Source organism: Microbacterium sp. C23T, from assembly GCF_053345975.1.
The window spans coordinates 34241-57170 of sequence record NZ_JBKFBD010000027.1 but is presented as its reverse complement, the minus strand read 5'-3'; the positions used below and the strand labels follow the sequence as shown (position 1 = coordinate 57170).

Here is a 22930-nt window from a genome sequence, read left to right as displayed (position 1 = left end):
GGTTCGGATGGGTGCACCCACGATGGCGGATGTCGCCCGTCTGGCCGGAGTCTCGAAGAAGACCATCTCCAACTACTTCAACGGGTATCCGTACATCCGACCCGAGACCCGGGCGCGGATCGAGGCGGCCGTCGGCGAGCTCAACTACAAACTGAACATCTCGGCGCGGAACTTGAGCTCGGGACGCACCGGGACGATCGCGCTCGCCATTCCCGAGATCGCGCACCCCTACTTCGCCGAGCTGGCGCAGGCGGTCGTGTCCGCGGCGCAGCGACGCGGGCTGAATGTGGTGGTCGAGGTCACGGACGGCGATCACGACAGGGAGCTCGCGATCCTCCGCGGCGAGAACGGGCGCTTCTTCGACGGGCTCCTGTTCCATCCGATCGCGCTCGATGCCGGCGACATCGAATCGTCCACCCTGGACGTCCCGATGGTGTTGATCGGCGATCGCGTCCACGGCGGCAGATTCGATTTCGTCACCGTCTCCAACGTCGACGGCGCCTACGAGATGACCCGCCTCCTCCTGGAGAGCGGGCGACGCCGGATCGTGGCGCTGGGCATGGAGCGGTCGGATCTCCCGACAGCGGCGGCGTTGCGCTATGCCGGCTACGCGAGGGCGCTCGCCGAAGCCGGGATCGGTCAGGACGACGACCTCCTCGTCGGCCCGATCCCCTGGAATCGCCGGTCGGGCGCCGACGCCATCGCCGACGTCATCGAGCGGGGGATCGCGTTCGACGCGGTGTTCGGGTTCAACGACTCGCTCGCTCTGGGAGCACTGAACGAACTGCAGCGCCGGGGTCTGCGCATCCCCGACGACGTCTCGGTCGTCGGGTTCGACGACGTCCAGGAAGCAGCCCTGGCCTACCCGCCGTTGACGACCCTCGATTCCGGGCGGGACTGGATCGCCGAGAGCGCGGTCGCTCGGCTCGCGGAGCGGCTCGGCACAGCGGACCTCGAACCCGAGGTGCTCGTCGCCGGGCACCGCGTCGTGCGCCGCGACTCGGTCTAGACCCCCTTCACGGTGCGCAGAGATTGTCGCTTGCACATGTCGTACACCGGTGTACTATCGATCCTCGTTCCGCTTGTGCACCGGTGTACTACCACACACCGCTCGATGAGGAGAATCATGGCCAGCCTTACCGCCACTCTCGCTGCTCCGTCCGTCCCGGCCCGTGCGACGGCTCGCCGCCCGTTCGACGTCCGCCGCGTGCGGCTCGGCGGCGGCTTCCTGGGTGACTGGCAGCGGGTCAATCGCGAAGAGACGATCCCCCACTGCATCGAGCAGCTGGAGTCCAGCGGCGTGATCGACAACCTCCGCCGTCTCGTGGGGGAGAGTGACGCGGAGTTCCGGGGACCGCTGTTCGCGGATTCCGATCTCTACAAGACCCTCGAGGCGATCGGCTGGGAGGCCGTCCGCGGCAACGTCACCGTCTTCCTGCCCTTCGTCGACGACGCGGTGCGCCTGCTTGAGGCGGTGCAGGAACAGGACGGATACCTCGACAGCTACTACCAGGGGCCGCGAGCCGGCGAACGGTTCACGGACCTGGCACAGGGCCACGAGATGTACAAGCTCGGCCATCTGATCCAAGCGGCGATCCCGTGGGCATACGCCGGGCGCACCGAGCTCCTCGACATCGCCCTGCGCTACGTCGAACTCGTGCACCAGACTTTCGGGGAGGACGGGCGCGACGATATCGACGGGCACCCCGAGATCGAGACGGCGCTCGTCGAGCTCTCTCGCCTGACCGGAGACGGACGCCACCGCGAACTGGCTCGCCGGATGGTCGAGCTGCGCGGGTATCGCAGCATCGGCGAGGGGCAGTTCGGCGGTGCCTACTATCAGGACTACAGCCCGGTCCGTGAGGCCCGCGAGGCGACCGGCCACGCGGTTCGCCAGCTCTACCTGCTCGCGGGCGTCGCCGACCTCGAGCTCGACGACTCGGACTCCGGGTACGCAGACGCCCTGATGAGCCTGTGGGACAGCGTGCACCAGGAGAAGCAGTACGTCACCGGCGGCCTCGGATCCCGTCACCGCGGAGAGTCCTTCGGGGATCCGTATGAGCTGCCCGCGGACCGCGCCTATTCGGAGACCTGCGCCGCGATCGCCAACCTGCAGTGGAACTGGCGGATGCTGCTGCTCGACGCCGACGGCCGGTACGCCGATGAGATCGAACGGGGTCTCTACAACGCGATCGCGGTGTCGACGTCGCTCGACGGCAAGGCCTACTTCTACTCGAACCCGCTGCAGCTGCGCAGCGGGCACACCCACGAGGAGGATGCGCCCTCCGCCCGCCTGGACTGGTACTTCTGCGCCTGCTGCCCGCCCAACCTGGCGCGGCTGCTGTCGTCGTTGAACGCGTACCTCGTCACCGAGACCGACGACGCGACGCAGTTCCACCTCTACGCAGCAGGGGAGTACGACATCGAGACCGGCGTCACCGCCACGGTCGACACCGACTTCCCCTGGAGCTCGCACGTGGGGATCTCGTTCTCCGCGCCCACCACCCGCGCGACCCAGTTCCGCATTCCGGCCTGGGCCGTCGGCGCGACGCTGTCCGTCGACGGCGCGGCGGCTCACAGCGTGGGGCCCGGGTATGCCGAGGTTCCCGCCGGAGCCCGCTCCGTGGAGATCGTGATCCCGGTCGAGCCGGTGTTCGAGAAGGCGCACCCGTGGGTGGACGGAGCGCGCGGGACCGTCGCGCTGCGGCGTGGCCCGGTGTACTACTGCCTCGAGCAGGCGGACCTTCCGGAGGGCATCCGCCTCGAAGATGTCGTCATCCCCGAGGCGCCGGTCGCGGTCGAAGCCGGTGTCGATGACCACCTGCGTGCGACGACGCTCGAGATCCCGGGCGGCCGGGTGCTCCGGTCGACGGCTGGGCTGTACTCGTCCGACCTCGCCGACCCCGCCGCCGCGGACCTCGGCCCGGTCCGCGCCATCCCGTACTTCCGGTGGGCGAACCGCGCCCCCGGAGCCATGCGCGTCTGGATGCCCACTCGCTGAGCACCCGGCGCGGCCGGTCCGCCTGTGATGCCCTCGAGGAAGACCCGCGGCATCGGTGGTGGCGGTCGCGCGAAGGCCCCCGAGCCGAGCAGAATGGCCTCGACGGTCGCGTGGCCGTCAGGACGAAGGTGAGGTCGGCGTGGCAGCTATCGACGGCAAGTGGGCGATCGAGGTCGCGACGTTCGCGGGATCCCACCACTTCGACGTCACGCTGACGACGGTCGGGACCTCACTCTCGGGCACAGCGATCGGCCCCACCGGGCCGATCGCGATCCGAGGCGGCACGGCCTCGGGCGACACGGCCGAATTCACGCTCGACCTCGTCGCCCCGCTGCCGATGTCGCTCGCCGTCACGCTGCACGTCATCGGCGACCGGCTCACGGGCACGGCCCAGGCGGGGCCGTTCCCGCCGTCGACCATCGTCGGCACCCGCACCGCCTGAGCCTGCTCAGACGAGCATCACGGACTCGGTGATCACCCACGCGCCGTCGACGAGAAGGAGCGTGTAGACCCAGTACTCGTCGACGAGGAAGGGCTCTTCGAGCGGCTGGCCGTCGACGTCGGTCAGCGAGTCGTAGGTCTCGTGCACCTTGATCTGCATGCTCTGCATCGAGGGTCGCTCGATGTCGGTCGGGGTGTTCTCGAAGTTCGCCACTCCTTCCGAGTATCTGCGTGCTGCGGGAGCGAAGCCCGCGCACCCGTTCACGTTCAGCGCGATGCGGAAGGACTCGGTCGTCGTCGCCATGTAGGCGTCGCAGTCGGCCTCGACCCACGCCTGGTTGTAGCCGCGGATCGCGTCGACGGCGGCCCTCTCGTTCTCGTTCGCCGGTTCGTCCTCGGCCGCGGCGCCGTTGTCCCCCTCGGCGATGCGCCAGTCGCCGTCGTCCTCGACGAGGTGGTACCGGTACGGCGCACCCGCCTCGTACGGCGGATCGATCGGCTCGCCGAACTCATCCGTGTCGAGGGTGCACACCTGCACCACGTCGAGCATGATCTCGCCGACGTGCGAGTCGACGGCGGTGTGGGAGCGGATGTCCTCCTGGTGCACGTCCATGGGGCAGTACGCGTTCTGGTCGGAGATGAACTGCTGGAAGGTGGGGCAGACGGTCCACCCCATCTCCTCTCGGTAACCCGCTGTCGTCGAAGCGAGCAATGCGTCGCAGTCGCCGGCGGTATAGGCCGCGCGCCAGTCGACCATCATCCGCGCCACCGCCTGCTGCTCCTCCTCCGTCACTTCGCCGTCGTTGCGCCCGCCCGGGACATCATGGACGGCATCGAGCTTCCATGCTCCGTCGTAGTGGACGAAGTGATACCGGAAGTCGTGCTCCGAGGTCACGGGATCCGTGGTGGGCTGCCCGTTCTCGTCGACGTGGCTCGTGACCGTGGTGTGCACCAGGGCGGCGATCTTGGTGCGGCCCCTTCCCTCGGCAGACACGGGCTCCACCGAGATGGAGTCCAGCGCCTCCGCGCGGCCCTGCGCGTTCCTCGTGAACGAGTCGCAGTCGACGAGACCGATGCGGTCGCGGAACCGCTGGGTGGTGACCTGCACGAAGAGGTCGCAGTCCTGTTCTGCGAACGCCTCTTCGTACTGGGCGACGGTGGCCATCGCGTCGGCCTCGTTGCCGGCTCCCGACGAAGGCGACGGTGCCGCGACAGCATGTCGGGTCGATCCCGCCGGCAGGCCGGTCGCGGCTGACGCCGGCGACGCGATCAGGCCTGACATCACCAGCGCGGCGACAGCGATCACTGTTCCCGCCCGCAGGCGCGGGAAGGCACCCATGCCACCCGTCCGCGAGCCCCCAGAGCTCCCCATGGCCGGATCATAGTCCGCTGCCTGCGCGGGGGCACCACCTCCGCTCACTCGAGGTGGTCGATGAGCCAATCGTCTCCATCGGCGACGACCGTGTACTGCCAGTCGATGGATTCGTCGACGGCCTCATCGAGGGGGTTGCCGCCTTCGTCGACCAGCCGGCTGTAGGTCTCGGTGGTGCTCACGACGATCGCATCATCGGTGTCGCGTACATCCGTCACCTCCACCTCGTAGTCTTCGACGGCGTCGCCGAACGATTCGGCCTCGGTCTCGAAGGCGGAGCAGTCGGCGAGTCCCGCCTGCGCCCGGAACGCTTCGGTTGTCGCGGCCATGAACGCCCCGCAGTCCGCGTCCTGCCACGCGTCGTCGTACAGCTCCACGGCGGCGACGGCCGCCTTCTGATCGGCATCGGCAGGCGTCCCTCCGCCGGCGAGGCCGCCGAGGCGCGCGGCGCCCAAGGTCAGCAGCGGAATCGCGACGGCGGCGCCGATCAGCAGGACGAGCACGACCGCACCGACCACGACCCACACGACCCAGCGGCTCGACTTCTTCGGCTCCGGGGGCGCCGCGACCGTGGTGACCGCTGACCCGTCCTGAGCAACCCCGTCGGCGAGCGCGCCGGGCGGCGCAGCGGGCGCCGCGGCCGAGGCATCCGCACCCGCCACATGCTCCGTCCAGCGGGTGCCGTCCCACCAGCGGTTCGCGCCGTGGCCGTCGTCGTACCATCCGGGCGGAGTCGTCGTCATGCGAGAACGATAGACCCGAAGGGCGGCGGTGATCGATGGGCAGACGGACGACTCTCACCGCGCCCTCGGCGCGCGGTTACGCGAGCGGCCGCGGGCGGGCGAGGGGCATGGTCGCCGCCATCATCCAGCGGGGGAGGCGGAACATCGGGCGGTCCTTGCCGAGCGCGTCGATGCCGGCCATCTCGGCGGGACTCAGCTCGAAGTCGAACACGTCGATGTTCGCCGCGATGTGCGCGGGGTTGGTCGACTTCGGGATGGCCACGAACCCGCGCTGCACGTGCCAGCGCAGGATGACCTGGACCGCCGACTTGCCGTGCGCGGCCGCAGCCCCCACGACCGCGGGTTCCGCGAGGAGCTTCGTCGACCCGTGACCGAGCGGGTACCACGCCTCGGGGACGATCGCGTGCTGGACCAGGTAGGGGAGCAGGTCCGGCTGCTGCCAATGCGGGTGCAGCTCCACCTGGTCCACCGCGGGTGGGATCCGCGCCGCCGGAAGCAGGCGCTCCAGGTCGGACACCGCGAAGTTGCTCACCCCGATGGCGCGCACGACGCCCTGGTCGACCGCGTCCTCCATCGCCCGCCATGCGCCCATCACGTCGCCGACGGGCTGGTGAAGGAGCAGCAGGTCGAGGGGGCCGCAGTCGAGCCGTTCGAGCGCGCCGCCGGTCGCGGCGCGCGCCTTGTCGTACCCGTAGTCCGAGGGCCACAGCTTCGTCGTGAGGAAGATCTCCTCGCGCGGGACTCCGGACGAACGGATGCCGCGTCCCACCGCCCGCTCGTTGCGGTAGATGGCCGCGGTGTCGATGAGCCGGTACCCCGACTCGAGAGCGGACTTCACGCTCGCCTCGCACACGGCCACGTCCGTGACGAGGTACACGCCCAGGCCGAGCTGCGGCATCCGTGTTCCGCTCGAGAGCGGGATGCTGGTCACCATCTCTGCTGCCTCCTCCGGGGACTGGAGGCGCCGTGCGCGTCCCTCATCGAACTGTAGATTCTCCGCGCCGCGATCGGGAGCCCCGGCGCGTGCGGGCGCATCCGGCCGGTAGCGTGGGAGGGTGCGGGAACTGTCGGAGGCGGGCATCGAGTTCGTGCGCGAACGGCACATCGGCACCCTCTCGACGCTGGCGCCGTGGGGCGGCATCCACGCGGTCGCGGTCGGCTTCACTCTCCACGACGGGCTGTTGCGGATCATCACGTCGCGCGACTCGCAGAAGGTCCGGAACGTGCGCCGCGACGGCACCGCCACGATCAGCCAGGTGGACGGCGCGCGCTGGCTCTCGTTCCAGGGCACCGCGACCGTCCATGATGACCCCGACGAGGTCGCGCTCGCGGTCGCCCTCTACGCCGAGCGGTACCGCCAGCCCCGCGTGAACCCGCTCCGGGTCACGATCGTCCTCACGCCGACGCGGCTGATGGGCAGCAGCGGTCTCTTGCGGGAGGCGTGACCGGGTCGGATACTGCGGAGGTCCAGTGCGGTCCTCGCCGACACCGGTGGCACTCACGCGATCCGCATGACGCGTCGAGACGGTTGGCGGTGCCATGATGTGGCTCACATGCTTCGGTTCAGAAGGGGGCGCGACGTGGAGACGCTTCGCACCAGGCTGTCGGCGCGGCTGGGCGCCATCGTCGTCGCGGGCACGGTCGCGGCCGTGGTGCTCGCCGGATGCGCCGCCGAGGCCGACCCGGTCGAGCGGGCGAAAGCCCAGGTGTCGGCGAAGGAGAAGGCGGTCGCCGAGGCGCAGACCGAGCTCACCACGGCGTCGGGCGCGTTCTGCGGCGCGAGCAAGGACTACATCGAGGCGCTCGACAGCTACGGCGACGTGCTCAACGACACCGCTCCGACTGTCGGCGACGTCCGCAACGCGGGCGCCGACCTCGCCGCGCCGCGGCAGGACGTGGTCGACAGCGCCGAGGCGGCCGTCACCGCGAACCAGGCGCTGTACGACGCCCAGCAGGAGCTCGTCGACGCGCAGATCGCGCTCGCCGAGGCGGAGGCGGGTCCGACGGGCACGCCGACCGAACCCGCGCCCGCCGAACCCTCGAGCACCCCGCTGGCGCCGACCGCGTCCGTCGAGCGGGTGAAGCAGGCGGAATCCGACCTCGCATCGGCCGAGGCATCCATCACCGACGACACACCCCTGAAGGACGCGGCCGAGCAGTTCAACAGCGCCGCGGTCGCGCTCGAGATGGCCTGGCTCGCGCTGTTCGCGGACGCCGGCTGCCTCACCGACGAGCAGGCCGTGCAGGCCGAGGCCGCGGTCCGCGCGTACACGTCGGCGCTGCAGCAGGACCTGCTCGTCGCGGGCTACTACACGGGCACCGTCGACGGCGTCTACGGCCCGCTGACCGTCCAGGCCGTGGAGGATCTGCAGAAGGCTGCGGGGCTCCCGGTCACCGGAACCGTCGACAAGGCGACCGCCGAGGCGCTGCAGGCGAAGCTGGCAGAACTGGGCGGAGCGGCCGCGCAGGAGTCGGTCGCCACGACGGCCGCGATCCAGCAGACGCTCAAGCTCGTAGGCTTCTGGGACGGCCCGGTCGACGGCGTCTGGACGCCCGAGCTCACCGCGGCGGTGCAGGCGTTCCAGACCGAGTTGGGCGTCGAGCCGACGGGGACGGTGGATGCTGCGACCATCGCCGCGTTCGAGAAGGCGATCTCCGATCTGCAGGAGGCGGCTACCGCACCCACACCCTCGCCCTCGAGCTCGGACGGCTGAACCGGCCGGCTACAGCCAGCGGCGCACCCGTGCGCGGTAATCGTCGTACTCGGCGCCGAACTTCTCGCGGAGGTAGTGCTCCTCCGGCGCGATCGCGCCCCACCACAGGGCCGCCACCCCGAGGGGAGTGAGCACGAGGGCCCAGAACGACGGCCACAGCAGCGCCAGGGCGATGTCGAGCGCGATGAGACCGAGGTAGAGCGGGTTGCGGCTGACCCGGAACGGACCGCGGTCGAGGATCGTCCTGGTCGCGCCGCCCGGCAGCAGGGCGGTGCGGTGCCGGGCCATGAGCCACAGTGCCCAGCCGTTCCACAGGGCGAACGCGACGATGAGCACGAGCGCGATCACCCGTGACGGTCCGACGGGAAGCGCGACCGGGTCATCCACCACGGCCGTGAGGATCCATCCGGCCACGAGCGGCACCCCGAGCGCCACCGGCGGCCAGATCCGATACGCGGGCGCGTCCGCCATGCCCGCAGTGTAGCCCCGGCCGCGCCACCGTCTACGCTGAGCCGGTGATCGTCGTGCCGCTCTCGTTCCGCGACATGCCGCGGTGGCGGTACGACGTGGCCGGGCGGGAGTGGCTCGACCGCCTCCCCGATCTGGTCGACCGGCAGTGCGATCGCTGGCGCCTCGAGCTCGACGGCGTCGTCGCCCACGGATCCAACGCTCTCGTCGTGCCGGTGCGGCGCGAGGAGGAGCGCGCGGTGCTGAGGCTCGCGCCGCCGGGCGACGACGTCGCCGCGGAGACGGCCGCCCTCGCGCACTGGGACGGCCGCGGCGTCGTCCGGCTGCTGGACGCCGACGTCGGGTCCGGAGCCTCTCTTCTCGAACGCCTCGATCCCACCCGCACGCTGCAGACCGAACCGGTGCACGAGGCCATCGCGACGCTGGGCATTCTCACGCGGGTGCTCGCGGTTCCCGCGCCGGCCGACGCGCCCCGCACACGGGACATCGCGGCGGAGGCGACGACGGCGTTCCCGGCGGAATGGGAGGCCCTCGCCGGGCCGACGCCGCCGCGAGCCCTCGACGCCGCGGTGGCGGCAGCATCCGTTCTCGGTTCCACGCCCGACCAGTCGGTGTCCGTCAACGGCGACCTGCACTTCGCGCAGGTCCTCGCCGGGGGCCGGCTGCCCTGGACGGTGGTCGACCCGGTGCTGCTGCGCGGCGACCCCGAGTACGACATCGGCCGCGTGCTGTGGTCGCGGCTGGACGAGCTCGACTCCGACGCCGCGGTGTTCGCCGCGTTCGACGGGTTCGTCGACGCGGCCGGTGTGCCGTCGGAGCGCGCGCGTCGCTGGGTGCTGGTGCGCAGCATGTCGTACCTGCTGTGGGGGCTTCGGCGCGGCCTCACGCTCGATCCGCCCAAGTGCGTGCGCCTGCTCGAGCTGTTCGGCTGAGCCGCATCGGCGTCCACACCCACCGCTAGGGTCGTCCTCGTGGATGCACCCGACCTCGGTCATGCCGCCGTCGACCTCGCCGTGGCCTTGATCGGCATCGACTCGGTGAGCCCGAGTCTCGTGCCCGATGCGCCGGGCGAGGCGGGGATCGCGGCGTTCCTCGCGGACCGGCTCGGGACGGCCGGCTACGACGTTCGGCTGATGCCCGCCGCGTCGGACCCCCGCCGCGTGAGCCTGGTCGCGACCCGCACGGGTTCGCGGCCCGGGCGTACGGTCGTGCTGAACGGGCACCTCGACACGGTCGGGGTCGAGGGGATGACGGATCCGTTCGCGGCGCGGATCGATGGAGACCATCTGTACGGCCGGGGCGCGAGCGACATGAAGGGCGGGGTGGCCGGCCTCGTGATCGCCGCCGAGCACCTGTCCGCGGTCGACGCGCCGGGCACGATCATCGTGGCTCTCGTCGCCGACGAGGAGGACGCCAGCGTCGGCGCCGAGGCCGTGCTGCACGACCTCGCCGCGCGTGGGCAGCGCATGGACCTCTGCCTCGTCGCCGAGCCGACGTGGCTCGACCTGGCGATCGCGCACCGCGGCTACGCGGTGGTGGAGGTGGTGCTCCGCGGCCGGGCGGCGCACTCCTCGCAGCCCGAGGCCGCCGTCGACGCGATGCGCGGGCTCGGTGATCTCCTCACCGGGATCCGCGCGGCCGACGACGCGCTGAAACGGCGGCCGCAGCATCCGCTGATCCCCTCCGGCTCGCTCATGGCGACCGTTGCTCGCGCCGGCACCGCGCCGTTCACCGTGGCGGCGTCGGCGCACGTCGTCGTCGAGCGGCGCACGCTGCCGGGGGAATCGCCCGCCGACGCGCTCGACGAGGTGCGGGCGCTCGTCGAGCCGGTGGTGTCCGCCACGACGGGCCTCACCGCACACACGAGGCTCACGCTCTCGCGGGACGCGTGGGAGATGGATGCCGCGGGCCCGGCGTCCGAGTTCGCCGACGAGCTCTCCGCGGCCCTCGCCGCGGCCGGCGGCTCGACGGCGGCGCGCGTCGGAGCGCCTTACTGGATGGAATCGGCGCTGTGGCAGGAGGCGGGCGTGCCGACGGTCGTGTGCGGACCCGTGGGCGGCGGGCTGCACGCCGTAGACGAGTGGGTCGACCTCGGCCAGCTCGAGAGGTTCCCGGTCGCGGTCGCCGACGCCGTCGGCCGATTCCTGGAGGGTGGCGCATGACCGAGGGCGATCCGCGCGACCCGCGCGGCTACGCCGCCGACGCCCCGCTGCTCGCGGCGTGGCTGGAGTTCCAGCGTGACGTCGAGGCGGGTGACGTCGCGCCGTTCAGCATCCCGGGTCACAAGCACCGGCGCGATCTCTTCGGCGACATCGTCCGCGGCGACGCGCCGCTGTTCGCCGGCCTGGACACGATGAAGCAGAGCCGCGGGCTGCTCGCCGCCGCCGAGGCGCAGGCGGCGGAGGCGTGGGGCGTCGACTGGTGCCGCCTGTCGGTCGGCGGCTCCACGCATGCGAACCAGGCGGCGGTGCTCGCGCTCGGCCGACCCGGGCAGCCGGTGGTCGTCTCGCGGACGCTGCACCGATCGGTGCTGCTCGGCATCGTCTTCGCCGGACTCCGCCCCGTGTGGGTGCGGCCCGAGATCGACGCCGCGACGGGGCTGCCGGGCGCCGTGCCGGTCGCCGCGGTGAGGGCGGCGCTCGCCGAGCACCCCGACGCCTGCGGCGTGCTGATCGGCGACCCGTCGTACGTCGGCACCTTGTCCGACATCGCCGGACTGGCCGATGCGGCGCACGCCGCAGGGGTACCGCTCGTCGTCGACGCGGCCTGGGCGGCCTACTTCGGCTTCTCGCCCCTCGTTCCCGCCCACGCGCTCGAGCGCGGTGCCGATGCCCTCGTGACGAGCGCCCACAAGACGCTCCCCGCCTGGAGCCAGGGTGCGCTGCTGCTCGCGCGCACGACGCGCGACGGCGGGCTGCTCGACCCCGACCGGCTGCAGCGCGGGTTCGAGGCATCCCACACCACGAGCTCCGCCGGCGCGATCCTCGCGAGCACGGACGCCTCGCGCGCCATGCTGCAGCGCGACGGCGAGGAGCTTGTCGGGCGGCTCGTCGGTCTGGTGGCCGAGGCTCGCCGGCGGCTCTCCGCCATCGAGGGAGTGACGGTGCTCGAGGGGCGTCCGGCGGGCCATCGCGATGGTGCGCTCGAAGTGGATCCGGCGAAGCTGGTGCTGCTCATCGTGGGCACCGGCGCGCACGGCCACACGATCGAGGACGAGCTCCTCGCCGACGGCATCACGCTCGAGATGGCCGACCGCGACGTGCTCGTGCCGCTGGTCACCGTCGCCGACGACGAGCGTTCTCTCTCGGGCCTCGTCGAGGCGCTGACCGCCGCGATCGGCCGGCATCGCGGCATCCCTCGCCCCGTCACGCCCTCGGCGGCGTGGTCGGTGGAGTCGCGACCCGCCCTGACCCCGCGCGAGGCCTTCTTCGCCACGCACGAGACCGTCGACGCCGAGGCCGCGATCGGACGCGTGTGCGCGGAACTCATCGCCCCCTACCCGCCCGGTGTGCCGGTGCTCGCCCCGGGTGAGGTCGTCACAGCGGGCGCGCTGGACGCGCTGCGCGAGACGAGGCGCGACGGCGGCCGCATCGCGTACGCCGCGGACCCGACGCTGGACACCATCCAGGTGGTCGCGGGGGTACCGCCGACGCCGTCGGGCGCCTAAGGTCGCGAGGGTGGGTGTCCGCAGCTTCGAGCACATCGGCCTCATCGTCGAGGATCTGGAGGCGATGGCAGGGTTCCTCGAGATGCTCGGATTCCACCGCGGCGAGAAGGCTCGCATCGGCGGCCCGTGGGCGGATCGCGTCAACGGGCTCACGGGCACCGACGTCGAGATGGTGTTCCTCACCCCACCCGACGGCTCCGGAGCGATCGAGCTCTCGCAGTTCCTGCGGCCGGAGAGCCCGGCTTCCGTCGGCGATCTCCCGTCGAACACGCTGGGCCTGCGCCATCTCGCCTACCGCGTCGACGATGTCGAGGGCCTGTCGCCAAGGTCCGTGCCGCCGGGTACGACACCATGGCGGAGCTCGTGAACTACGAGGACGTGTGGCTCGTCTGCTACGTGCGCGGGCCGGAGGGCCTCATCATCGAACTCGGACAGCGGCTCGACGACTGAGCGGTGGTCTTCACGGAAGGACGGCTCGTGTCGGCAGAGCAAGCCTCGGAGTTCCTCGCGCTCCACTCTGGTCCGGGATTCGTGATCCCCAACGCGTGGGATGCCGGTACCGCGCGCATCCTCGAGCAGGTCGGCTTCCCCGCGATCGCCACCACGAGCGCGGGCATCGCGTGGTCGTACGGCGTGCCCGACGGGGGAGCGCTGGACCCGGCCGTCATGTTCGAACGCGTCGCGGAGATCGCCGCCTCGGTGGGCGTGCCCGTGAGCGCGGATCTCGAGGCGGGGTACGGGGACACGCCGGAGGAGGTCGGCCGCACCGTCGCGCTCGCCGCGGAGCTCGGGGTCGTCGGCGGCAACATCGAAGACGCCGTCGCGGGCGCCCTGTTCCCGGTCGAGGAGGCGGCGGAGCGCCTCGCCGCCGCGCGTGCCGCCGCGCCGGCGGGCAGCTTCGTGCTCAACGCGCGCACCGACGCGTACTTCATCGGCACGGCCGAGGATCCGTTCGCCGAGACTGTCGAGCGCGCGCAGCGCTACGTCGAGGCCGGAGCCGACTGCGTCTTCGTGCCGGGCGTCACGGACGAGGACACCATCCGCCGGCTCGTCGCGGAGATCCCCGCACCCCTCAACGTCGTCGCCGGACTGGTGGCACCGGTCATCCCCGCGCCCATGCTCTTCTCTCTCGGCGTCACGCGGGTGAGCGTGGGCGGCAGCCTCGCCCGTGCGGCGCTCTCCGCCGTGGAGCATGCCGGCCACGAGCTGCTCGAGACCGGCACGCTCGGCTTCCTCGACGGAACCCTCGGCTACGGCGACGTGCAGCGCCGGTTCGGGGCCTGACTACCGCGCGGCGCGATCCTTCTCGCGCGCGCGCCGGCGGGCGCGCCCGGCGGGAGCGGCGCTGTGCTGCTCGGCCTTCAGCCGTTCGGCTTCCAGTCGTTCGGCCTCCTCGCCGCCGATCGCCTCGCCGCGCGCGACGAGCCCGGCGACGTCCGACAGCGGGATCTGCTTGAGGAAGAGCGCCAGCACGAAGGCGATCGCGATGAACGGCACGAGGTACCAGAACACGGGCGCGAGCGCGTCGGCATAGGCGTCCACGACTCCCGTCTTGACCGTGTCGGGCAGCGAGTTGAGCACCGAGGGGTCGATGCTCGACGTCGCCTCGCCCGCCTGCTCGGGGCTGGCGCCGGCATCCGTGAAGACCTTCGTCAGGTTCTCGGTGAGGCGCGTCGTGAAGAGCGTGCCGAACACCGCGGTGCCGAGCGCGGCCCCGACCTCGCGGAAGTAGTTGTTCGTCGAGGTCGCGGTTCCGAGATCCGCGGCGGGCACGGCGTTCTGCACGACGAGCACGACGACCTGCATGATGCAGCCGAGCCCGACGCCGAACAGGAACAGGTACGTGCAGATCAGCCAGATCGGCGTCGACGCGGTGAGTGTGGTCATCAGCACCATCGCGACGCCGACGATGAGCGTGCCGACGATCGGGAACAGCTTGTACTTGCCGGTCTTGGTGATGAGCAGGCCCGACGCGATCGACATGCCCATGACGCCGACCATCATCGGGAGCATGAGGAGACCGGATGCTGCGGCCGACGTGCCCGACGACATCTGGAGGAATGTCGGCACGAAGCCGAGAGCCGCGAACATGCCGATGCCGATCGCCATGCCGATGGCCGTGGCGTTGATGAAGATCGGGTTGCGGAACATCGACAGCGGCATGATCGGGTCGGCCGCACGCGACTCGGTGAAGATGAACAGGCCGGCTGAGGCGACGAGCCCCGCGCCCCAGGCCCAGGTCGCCCCGGAATCCCACCCCTGGTCCGCCGAGCCGCCGAAGTCGGTGAAGAAGATGAGGCACGTCGTCGCGGCCGACAGGAACAGCACGCCCAGCCAGTCGATCGGCTTCTCGGCCTTCTTGTTCGGCAGCTTGAGCGCGAACACGGCGATGAAGAACGCCGCGATGCCGACCGGGATGTTGATGTAGAACGCCCACTGCCACGTCATGTGGTCGACGAAGAAGCCGCCGAGGAGAGGGCCGGCGACGGCGGCGAGGCCGAAGATGCCGCCGATCGGGCCGAGGTACTTGCCGCGCTGGTCGGCCGGCACGATGTCGGCGATGATCGCCTGCGAGAGGATCATGAGGCCGCCGCCGCCGAGCCCCTGGATCGCGCGGAAGACCACGAACATCCAGAAATCGGTGGCGAACGCGCAGCCCACCGACGCGAGGGTGAAGATCGCGATCGCCACCATGAACAGCCGTCGCCGGCCCAGCACGTCGCCGAACTTGCCGTAGATCGGCATGACGATCGTGGTCGCGAGGATGTAGGCGGTCGTGATCCAGACCTGGTGCGAGACGCCGCCGAGCTCGCCGACGATCGTCGGCATCGCGGTCGAGACGATGGTCTGGTCGAGGCTCGACAGGAGCATGCCCGCGATGAGGGCGGAGAAGATGATCCAGATGCGCCGCTGCGTGAGCAGGAACGGCGCCTCTCCGCCGGGCTTGGCGGTCGGGACGGTGGCGGTGGTCATTCGGGGGTTCCCATCAATGCGGTCTGCGTGGCGAAGAGGTCGCGCGCCGCGCCGATGCGCCGCTCGAAGATCTGGATGAAGGACTCGGCGTTGCCGGGTTTCAGGAACTCGCCGGCGGCGGATCGGACGAGCGCGCCCACGACCTGCGCGGCGACCTGCGCGCGGAGATCACCCGACAGGAGGTTCTCGCGCTGCTCGATCAGGCGGGCGTCGAACTGCTCGCCCTCGAACCCGAGCTCGAGCATGCGCGCGAGCAGGCGGGGCTCCTTCTCGACCGCGCGGAACAGGTCCTGCACCGTGTCGGGGGCGATGTCGAGCGCGCGCCAGCGCTCCTCGGCCAGGAGAGCGAGGTCGGTGAGCAGGTTCGGTGAGATGCCCGGGTCGTCGGAGGCGCCGGCGAGGAACCGGGCGATGGCGGCAGCATCCGATCGCTCCAGAGGGATGCCGAGGACGGCGTCGTCCTTCGAGGCGAAGTAGTTGAAGAACGTGCGTCGCGACACCGCGGCCTCGCTGCACAGCTCCTCGACGGTGAAGCCGGCGAGGCCGTGCTCGGCCGTGAACCGTCGTGCGGCCCGGATCAGGGTGCGCGTGGTCTCGGCGCGCCGGCGCTCGCGAAGCCCTTCTGCACTATCTGTCACATCATGCAGTTTTGCACTCAATCTCACTTCGTGCAAATTAGCCTGCCTTGCCGCCCTCCGGCCACGCGCTGCGACAGGTCAACCGCGCCTCCGCAGGATCGACCTGAGTTCGGAGGGCCTGCAGAGCCCCGGTTGACCTGTCGAAGTGGGGGGAGGGGTCAGTGTGCGGGGCCCACCGTGGAGGCGCGCGGCAGCAGCTCCGGCAGGAGGTACACGCGCTGCACCGGGCGCCGCGCGCCCTCGCTGAGGCGGGCGACCATCGTCTCGACCGCGAGGCGGCCGACCTGCTGCTTGGGCGGTCGCAGCGCCGTGATGGCGGGCTCCGCGCTCTCGGCGACCTCGTCGTCGTACGCGACGATCGCGAGGTCCTCGGGGATCGACCAGCCGTGGTCGCGTGCGTGCTGCTGCAGCAGCACCGCCTGCGGGTCGTTGTGGATGAGGAGTGCGGTGGTGCGCGTCTCGCGGCAGCGCTCGAGCACATCGGCGATGAGCGCCTCGCGGGCGACTCCGTCGAGGGCGTCGAGCGTCGCGTCGACGTCGACGAGGCACTCGAGTCCGAGCCCCTCGACGGCGCGGTCCCACCCGCGGCGCAGCTGCCATGAGGTGGGCGAGCCGGCCGAGGTGAGGATGCCGACGCGGTGGTGGCCGAGCGAGGCGAGGTGGTCGGCCGCGAGCGAGCCGCCGAAGACGTGATCGGTGGTGACCCACTCGAGGCGGGTGAGCGCGAGCGCGGACGGCACGCGTCGCTCGGCGAGCACCACGGGGATCGGCAGCGCCTCGAGCCAGTGCAGCAGCGCGCGCCCGTCGGCGCCGAGGGTCTCGGGCGCCACGATGAGCCCGTGCAGGCTCCCGGACTCGACGAGCGAGGCGATCTGCCGGCGCTGGTCGTCGACGGAGTAGGTCGCGCCCCGGAGGATCAGCTGGACGCCGAGCTCTGTCGCCGCGGCCCGCGCGCCGATCATGATGTGGGGCCAGTAGTAGCTGAGCGACGGCACCACCATCCCGACCCGGAACCGGATGGGGGCGCCCGACGACGCGGGCACTGTCGTGTCGAGCCGGCTGCGCAGCGTCGCGCCGCCGTGCACGCGGGTGACGAGACCGCGGTCGGCGAGCTGCCCGATGTCGCGACGGATGGTGAGCTCGGACACCCCGAGCTCGCGCGCGAGGTCGGCGACCCTCACCGAGCCTGAACGGCGCAGCTCGTCGAGGATGTGCTCGCGGCGGGAGAGGCCGAAGGCGGGCGGGTCGGTGGGCTGTTCCATGATCGCCTCAGCGTACAAGTGTGTTCGAATCGGTTCAAGAGTGAACGAACCTGTTCGTTTTGGTTCCGGCATCCCTCCCTCTCGGGAGAGGATTTCGCTGCGGGCACGCGGTCGTGCCCCATTCGTGCGTCGACGCCGGTCCGGGTCCGCGAGCGCACGGGAGAAGCCCCAGGGGAAACGGAGACTGCGATGTCGCAGGGATGGATGCCTCGTCCGAAGGATGGACGCAGACCACGACGGGTGCGCACGACGCTGGCAGCGGTGGTGACCGCTGCGGTGGTCGCGGCGCCGCTCGCCGTGCCGACCATGGCCCAGGCGGCGGGGGGTGATCCCGTCACCGTGAACGTCACGGGCGCCGACGTCGCGGCGGCAGCGCAGAACAAGAACGGCCTCACGTTCAAGGGCTTCGGCGTGCTGTCGGCGAACTCGACGAGCGCGCTGCTGCTCGACTACAAGTCCCAGCACCCGGACGCGTACTGGGAGCTCATCGAGACGCTGTTCGGCGGGGACCACCCGATCATGAACACCGTCAAGATCGAGATGGGCAACGACCGCAACACCTCGACCGGCCCGAACGCATCGACGATGCGCACGCGCGACGAGTACCCCAACGTCCTCCGTGAGCCCGGCTTCCAGATCGCCGCCGACGCGCAGCTCGTCGCCCACGGCGACATCCACCTCAGCCTCCTCCGCTGGAACCGCCCGGCGTGGGTCGCCAACGACGCCGACCAGTACATCTGGTTCAAGAACACCGTGCTGGCCGCCTACCGCGAGTTCGGGGTGATGGTCGACTCGATCAACCCCGACACGAACGAGACCTCGAGCCCCAACATCCAGCTCTACAAGAACTTCTCGGGCTGGGTGCGCGGCGACGAGAAGGGCTACGAGGGCGCGACCGCATCCGACCCGAACAACGGCTTCGCGTCGGAGGAGGAGAAGAACCTCTACCGCTCCATCCAGACGATCGCGGCCGATACCGTCGGCACGCCGCCCGTCTCGTTCGGCAACGCCATGACCTCGGCCACCGACCCGTCGCTGCGCGACGCGGTCGACGTCGTCGGCTTCCACTACTCGAGCGCCGACGACAGCGCGGGCAACATGAAGAAGATCGCCGAGCAGCTCGACAAGGAGGTCTGGAACTCGGAGGGCCAGTCGACCTTCTCGAGCTCGGCCGACCGCCCGAACAACAACGCGAGCGACGAGCAGGGCGGCTTCGGCACCCAGTTCGGCGGCACCAACAGCGCGCTCGAGATGGGCAACTGGGTCACGACCGGCTTCAACGCGTCACGGCGCACCATGAACATCTTCCAGCCGGCGATCGGCTCGTTCTACGACGGGTTCCAGTACTCGTCGAAGGAGCTCGTGAACGCCCGTGACCCGTGGTCGGGCTGGATGTACTACGACGGCGGCCTCGCCGTGATCGAGCACTTCACCCAGTTCGCGAAGCTCGGGTGGGAGAACGCCGACAACACCGCCGGCATCTGGCGGGCCATCCCGAAGGCGTCGGGCAGCGAGCTCGGCACGGGCAACCCGCCGGGCGGTGCGCGCGCCGGCGGAGCGTCGTACACGACGCTCGCGGCGCCGGACGCATCGGACTTCTCGACCGTCATCATCAACGACTCGAAGTTCACGAAGACGTACCGGATCGTCGCCAAGGACCTGAACCTCGGCGCCGACCAGACCGGTGAGGTGTGGGAGACCCGGGCTGCCGACGGCGGCCAGGCGTACGACGCGAACTACCTGAAGCCGGTCGGCGAGGTCACCCCCGCCGCCGACGGCACCTACACCGTCACCGTCAAGCCGTGGTCGGCCGTCACGTTCACGACGCTCGACCACGCGACCGCCGGTGCCGGAGGCGAGCTCTCCGCGAAGGACGGCTACGGCAGCGCGCTGCCGACGTCGAAGGAGTACACCGACGCTGACGGCGGCCGCGACGTGCTCGACACCGACGCGAGCGGCAACGTCAACGGCGTGACCGACGACGCGGTCCTCTATGCGGACGACTTCGACTACACCGAAGAGGGCGCGATCAAGGGCTACGACCCCGCGACCGGGCAGCTCGTCGACACGCAGGAGTCGTACCTCGACACCCGCGGCAGCAAGGCGAAGCCCGCCGGCACGCCGGCCGTGCAGAGCGAGGACAACGGCGCCACGCCGCGGTACACGAACGACACGAACGGCGCGTTCGAGTCGGTCGCGACCCCGGACGCCGGGCACGACCGCGTGCTGCGTCAGCAGGTCGGTCCGGGAATGGCCGGCGGTGCGTGGAACGGCGGCGACCCGAAGACGACGATCGGCGACGCCCGCTGGGCGAACTACACGGTCTCGTCGGACGTGCTGTTCGAGGCATCCGGATCCCAGTACGCGACCATCGGCGCGCGCGAGCAGGGCGGCACGGCCAACGGCCAGAGCGTCTCGGCCGCGGAGCTGAAGATCGACCCGACCGGCGCGTGGACGTTCATGCGCTTCGGTGCGACCCTCTCGACGGGCACGGTGGCGGGCAACGCCGCCGCGGCGTTCAAGGCGGGGGCCGGCGTGTGGAACAACATCGCCGTGAAGGTGGCCGGGTCGGTGTACACGGCCTACGTCAACGGCGCGGAGATCGCGACGTACACGGATGCTGCGCCCCAGGCGACCGGTCGCATCCAGCTGGGTTCGAGCTTCAACTTCGTGCAGTTCGACAACCTGAAGATCGAGACGGTGCCCGGCTACACGCCGTATTACGCCGCCATGATCGACGGGATGCACCAGACCAGCTGGGCGGACCGCTCGATGCCCGTGCTGCAGTTCGACAAGAACTGGAGTCACGCGAACGGCCAGGGCATGTTCGAGTGGCAGCGCACGGCCTCCAAGAGCACGGCGAAGGGAGCGTCGATGACGTACTCCTTCACCGGCACCGGCCTCGACATCATCGGCACCAACGCCGGCACCACGACCCTCGACGTCATCGTCGACGGCGTGCAGGTCGCCACGGCGGCGCCGACGTTCGCCGCCGGCAGTGAGCGCACCACGTTCATCCTCCGCGGCCTGTCGAACGGCCCGCACACGGTCGTCATCAAGACCGCGAACGACGCCTCGATCAACGTCGACGCCGTCGGCGTCGTCACCGCGACGGCCGACTCGGCGAAGGCCGACACCACGGCGCTCGCCGCGGCGGCGGATGCCGTGAAGGGCCTCGAGGAGAGCGAGTACAGCGCCGAGACGTGGGCGGTGTTCGCCGCCGTGAAGGCGAACGCGACCGCCGCGCTCGACGACCCGGCGGCCTACGGCCTCGACACCGAGGGTTCGGTGGCGATCGCGGCCCGTCTGACGGCGGCCGCGGACGGGCTGGTGCCGAAGGACGTCAGCCCCGACGTGCTCGACCTGGGCGTCGTGACCATCACGTCGACCGACCGGACGCTGCCCGCGAAGCTCGACCTCGCCGGCACGAACGCGAAGGTCACGTGGAGCCTCGCATCGACGACGAGCGCGAAGAGCGTCGCCGAGCTGGGCACGTTCGCCGCGTCCGGCCGCTCGACCGAGAAGCTGTCGTCGGGCCTGTACCAGCGCTTCAGCGCCACAGTGCTCGTCGCGCCGGCCGATCTCGACTACTTCATCGACTCGGGCGCGGCAGGCGCTCCGGCCGGATCGGTGTACGCGGCGGTCAAGGCATCCACTCCGGGGCTGCTCAACGACACCGGCGACCAGAAGTGGGACGGCACGACGGCGGGCACGACGTGGGGCTACTCGACCACGGCGACCACGATCGCGGCGGGCTCGCCGGGTGACTGGGGCTCGTCGTACGTCGGCGCCGACTACAACAAGCCGATCACCTACCACCTGACGCTGCCCGCGGGCTCGTACAACATCGTCGCCGTCCAGGCGCCGCGTGCGGGGCTCACGACCAACGTCTACTCCAAGGTGAAGGCGGCCGGCATCGAGACCACGAAGAATGCGACGTCGACGGGATCGGCCACGCCGGTGGCGCAGACGCTGACGCTCGACGCGGACGCCGTGGTCGACGTGGAGTTCGGCACCAACGGCACGAGCGGCTACAACGCCCGCCTCGCGCTCGTCTACGTGCAGAGCCTTCCTCGTGACCTCGGGGTGCAGGGCGCGCTGACCGTCGACGAGGACCTTCCCGAGACGGTGACGGTCGCCGGCGCCGAGAAGGCCGTCGAATGGGATGCCGCCTCCGCCGCGCAGTCGCGCACGGTATACGGCAAGCTCACCCTCACGGGGCGCCTGACCGACACCGATCAGGCCGTCGTCGCGGTCTACGAGATCGTCCCGCCGGCGCTGGTGTACTACATCGATTCGGGAACGAGCGGGGCGGCCTCGCCGCAGTACACCGCGGTCGCGGGCTCGGTGGCGCTGCGCAACGACAAGATCGACCAGGTCTCGACGGCAGCCGACCAGTGGGGCTACGTCGCCGACGGCATGAAGACGAAGGGCACCACGGACATCAACGACAAATACTCGACGGGTCTGTACCAGGACACGACGAAGCTCGTCTACCGTCTGCCCCTCGACGCGGGCACGTACACGCTCACGGGCGGGTTCACCGAATGGTGGGGTCTGAACCGTGCGATGTACCAGACGGTGTCGGTGGGCGGCACCGAGCTCGCCAAGGGCACGGTCCCGCTGTCGGGCTCGAGCGGGCCGATCGCTGCGCCGCTCACCTTCACGCTGACCGCTCCCGCCACCGTCGACTACCTGGTCACCAACGAGGGCGCCGGCGCCGAGAAGCCCGTCATCTCGTGGCTCGCCGTGGCCGATGAGACGCGCCCCGGCGCGCCGCAGAACGTGACGGCGGCGCTGGCGGGCGACACCTCGATCACGGTCGCGTGGGATGCCTCGACTCCCACCGGTCCGGGATTCACGGGGTACCGCGTCTACGAGGCGGGCGGCACCGATCCGGTGTGCGAGACGAGCAGCACCGGCTGCACCGTCCGGGCGCTCGAGCTCGGCACGACCCACGCGTACGAGGTCGCGGGTGTGAACGCACTCGGCGAGGGCGAGCGGTCGGCGGCGACGGCATCCGTCACCCTCCCGGAGGTCGCCTCGAACGACGGCGCGAAGACGGCGCCGGCCAAGGGCGTGCTCTCGTCGAACGACGGATGGGACACCGGGCTCAAGGACGGCACGTTCCAGCTGACGATGAACCTGTGGTGGGGCGAGAACGGCTCGCTGTTCAAGCTCTACCGCGACGGCGAGCTCGTCGCAAAGGTGCCGCTCACGATGATGACGCCCGGTGCGCAGAGCGCGGTCGTCGACATCAAGGGCCTGGTGAACGGCAGCTACGTGTTCACCGGTGAGCTGGTCAACTCGAAGGGCACGACCGCGACGCAGCCGCTCACCGTGAAGGTGACGGATGCCTCTCCCGGCAAGCCCGTCCTGTCGAGCGATGCACGCAACGGCGCCGGGTCGTACACCGTCACCGCCGACCTGTGGTGGGGCACCAACGCCACCTCGTACCGGTTCCTCGAGAACGGCGTAGAGGTCGGCGCGGGCGACCTGAAGGCGGCCACCCCGGGCGCGCAGCGCGCGACTCTGCCGGTCGCGGGCAAGGCCACGGGGACGTACACCTACACGGTGGAGTTCACGAACGCCGCCGGCACGACGGTGAGCGCCCCGCTCAAGGTGACCGTCTCGAAGTAGCGGCTCCGGCA

General features: G+C 70.8%; 18 protein-coding genes. 11 read left to right on the top strand and 7 right to left on the bottom strand.

The window, feature by feature from the left end; genetic code table 11:
- Positions 1–7: 7 nt before the first annotated feature.
- From ACLBXX_RS15345 to ACLBXX_RS15335, 3 genes are all read left to right on the top strand, one after another.
- Positions 8–1009, top strand: coding sequence for a LacI family DNA-binding transcriptional regulator (locus tag ACLBXX_RS15345; protein ID WP_447658736.1), 1002 nt, complete (start codon positions 8–10; stop codon positions 1007–1009).
- 117 nt (positions 1010–1126) lie between these two features.
- Positions 1127–3001 carry a glycoside hydrolase family 127 protein gene (locus ACLBXX_RS15340; RefSeq protein WP_447658735.1) on the top strand — a complete coding sequence of 625 codons (1875 nt, stop codon included), beginning with the start codon at positions 1127–1129 and terminating at the stop codon, positions 2999–3001.
- Between the two features lie 139 nt (positions 3002–3140).
- Positions 3141–3443, top strand: coding sequence for a hypothetical protein (locus tag ACLBXX_RS15335; RefSeq protein WP_447658734.1), 303 nt, complete (start codon positions 3141–3143; stop codon positions 3441–3443).
- A 6-nt stretch (positions 3444–3449) separates the two neighbouring features.
- On the opposite strand, the gene ACLBXX_RS15330 is transcribed toward ACLBXX_RS15335, so the two are convergent.
- The 3 genes from ACLBXX_RS15330 to ACLBXX_RS15320 form a co-directional block, all read right to left on the bottom strand.
- The gene (locus ACLBXX_RS15330) at positions 3450–4814 is read right to left on the bottom strand and encodes a hypothetical protein (protein ID WP_447658733.1); all 1365 of its coding nucleotides are present in this window, start codon (positions 4812–4814) and stop codon (positions 3450–3452) included.
- 44 nt (positions 4815–4858) lie between these two features.
- The gene (locus ACLBXX_RS15325; RefSeq protein WP_447658732.1) at positions 4859–5557 is read right to left on the bottom strand and encodes a DUF2510 domain-containing protein; all 699 of its coding nucleotides are present in this window, start codon (positions 5555–5557) and stop codon (positions 4859–4861) included.
- 76 nt (positions 5558–5633) lie between these two features.
- Positions 5634–6491: an aldo/keto reductase gene (locus ACLBXX_RS15320; protein WP_447658731.1), complete on the bottom strand. Its 858-nt coding sequence runs from the start codon at positions 6489–6491 to the stop codon at positions 5634–5636.
- 121 nt (positions 6492–6612) lie between these two features.
- On the opposite strand from ACLBXX_RS15320, the gene ACLBXX_RS15315 reads away from it, so the two are divergent.
- A complete protein-coding gene (locus ACLBXX_RS15315; RefSeq protein WP_387148133.1) occupies positions 6613–7002 on the top strand; it encodes a PPOX class F420-dependent oxidoreductase in 390 nt (129 codons plus the stop codon).
- A 135-nt stretch (positions 7003–7137) separates the two neighbouring features.
- The gene (locus ACLBXX_RS15310; protein WP_447658730.1) at positions 7138–8271 is read left to right on the top strand and encodes a peptidoglycan-binding protein; all 1134 of its coding nucleotides are present in this window, start codon (positions 7138–7140) and stop codon (positions 8269–8271) included.
- A 9-nt stretch (positions 8272–8280) separates the two neighbouring features.
- Here the strand turns inward: ACLBXX_RS15310 and ACLBXX_RS15305 are convergent, their stop codons facing one another.
- Positions 8281–8742 (bottom strand): methyltransferase family protein, encoded by a 462-nt coding sequence (locus tag ACLBXX_RS15305; protein ID WP_447658729.1) that lies wholly within the window; start codon positions 8740–8742, stop codon positions 8281–8283.
- 44 nt (positions 8743–8786) lie between these two features.
- On the opposite strand from ACLBXX_RS15305, the gene ACLBXX_RS15300 reads away from it, so the two are divergent.
- From ACLBXX_RS15300 to ACLBXX_RS15280, 5 genes are all read left to right on the top strand, one after another.
- Positions 8787–9671, top strand: a complete 885-nt coding sequence (locus ACLBXX_RS15300) for an aminoglycoside phosphotransferase family protein (protein WP_447658728.1) — start codon at positions 8787–8789, stop codon at positions 9669–9671.
- A 39-nt stretch (positions 9672–9710) separates the two neighbouring features.
- On the top strand, positions 9711–10901 hold the full coding sequence (locus ACLBXX_RS15295; RefSeq protein WP_447658727.1) for a M20 family metallopeptidase: 1191 nt from the start codon (positions 9711–9713) through the stop codon (positions 10899–10901).
- Entirely contained in the window at positions 10898–12406 is a 1509-nt protein-coding gene (locus tag ACLBXX_RS15290) for an aminotransferase class I/II-fold pyridoxal phosphate-dependent enzyme (protein WP_447658726.1), read from the top strand. Before ACLBXX_RS15295 ends, ACLBXX_RS15290 begins: the two co-directional genes overlap by 4 nt.
- A gap of 10 nt (positions 12407–12416) precedes the next feature.
- Positions 12417–12773: a VOC family protein gene (locus tag ACLBXX_RS15285; RefSeq protein WP_447658725.1), complete on the top strand. Its 357-nt coding sequence runs from the start codon at positions 12417–12419 to the stop codon at positions 12771–12773.
- Between the two features lie 110 nt (positions 12774–12883).
- Positions 12884–13690: an isocitrate lyase/PEP mutase family protein gene (locus ACLBXX_RS15280; protein WP_447658724.1), complete on the top strand. Its 807-nt coding sequence runs from the start codon at positions 12884–12886 to the stop codon at positions 13688–13690.
- Here the strand turns inward: ACLBXX_RS15280 and ACLBXX_RS15275 are convergent, their stop codons facing one another.
- The 3 genes from ACLBXX_RS15275 to ACLBXX_RS15265 all read right to left on the bottom strand — a co-directional run bounded on the left by ACLBXX_RS15275 (position 13691) and on the right by ACLBXX_RS15265 (position 17279).
- A complete protein-coding gene (locus ACLBXX_RS15275; protein WP_447658723.1) occupies positions 13691–15379 on the bottom strand; it encodes an MDR family MFS transporter in 1689 nt (562 codons plus the stop codon). It abuts the gene before it with no gap.
- On the bottom strand, positions 15376–16017 hold the full coding sequence (locus tag ACLBXX_RS15270; RefSeq protein WP_387148163.1) for a TetR/AcrR family transcriptional regulator: 642 nt from the start codon (positions 16015–16017) through the stop codon (positions 15376–15378). Before ACLBXX_RS15270 ends, ACLBXX_RS15275 begins: the two co-directional genes overlap by 4 nt.
- A 158-nt stretch (positions 16018–16175) precedes the next feature.
- Positions 16176–17279, bottom strand: a complete 1104-nt coding sequence (locus tag ACLBXX_RS15265) for a substrate-binding domain-containing protein (RefSeq protein ID WP_447658722.1) — start codon at positions 17277–17279, stop codon at positions 16176–16178.
- A gap of 240 nt (positions 17280–17519) precedes the next feature.
- Between ACLBXX_RS15265 and ACLBXX_RS15260 the strand changes: the two genes are divergently transcribed.
- A complete protein-coding gene (locus ACLBXX_RS15260) occupies positions 17520–22919 on the top strand; it encodes a chitinase N-terminal domain-containing protein (protein ID WP_447658721.1) in 5400 nt (1799 codons plus the stop codon).
- The last annotated feature ends 11 nt before the right edge of the window (positions 22920–22930 follow it).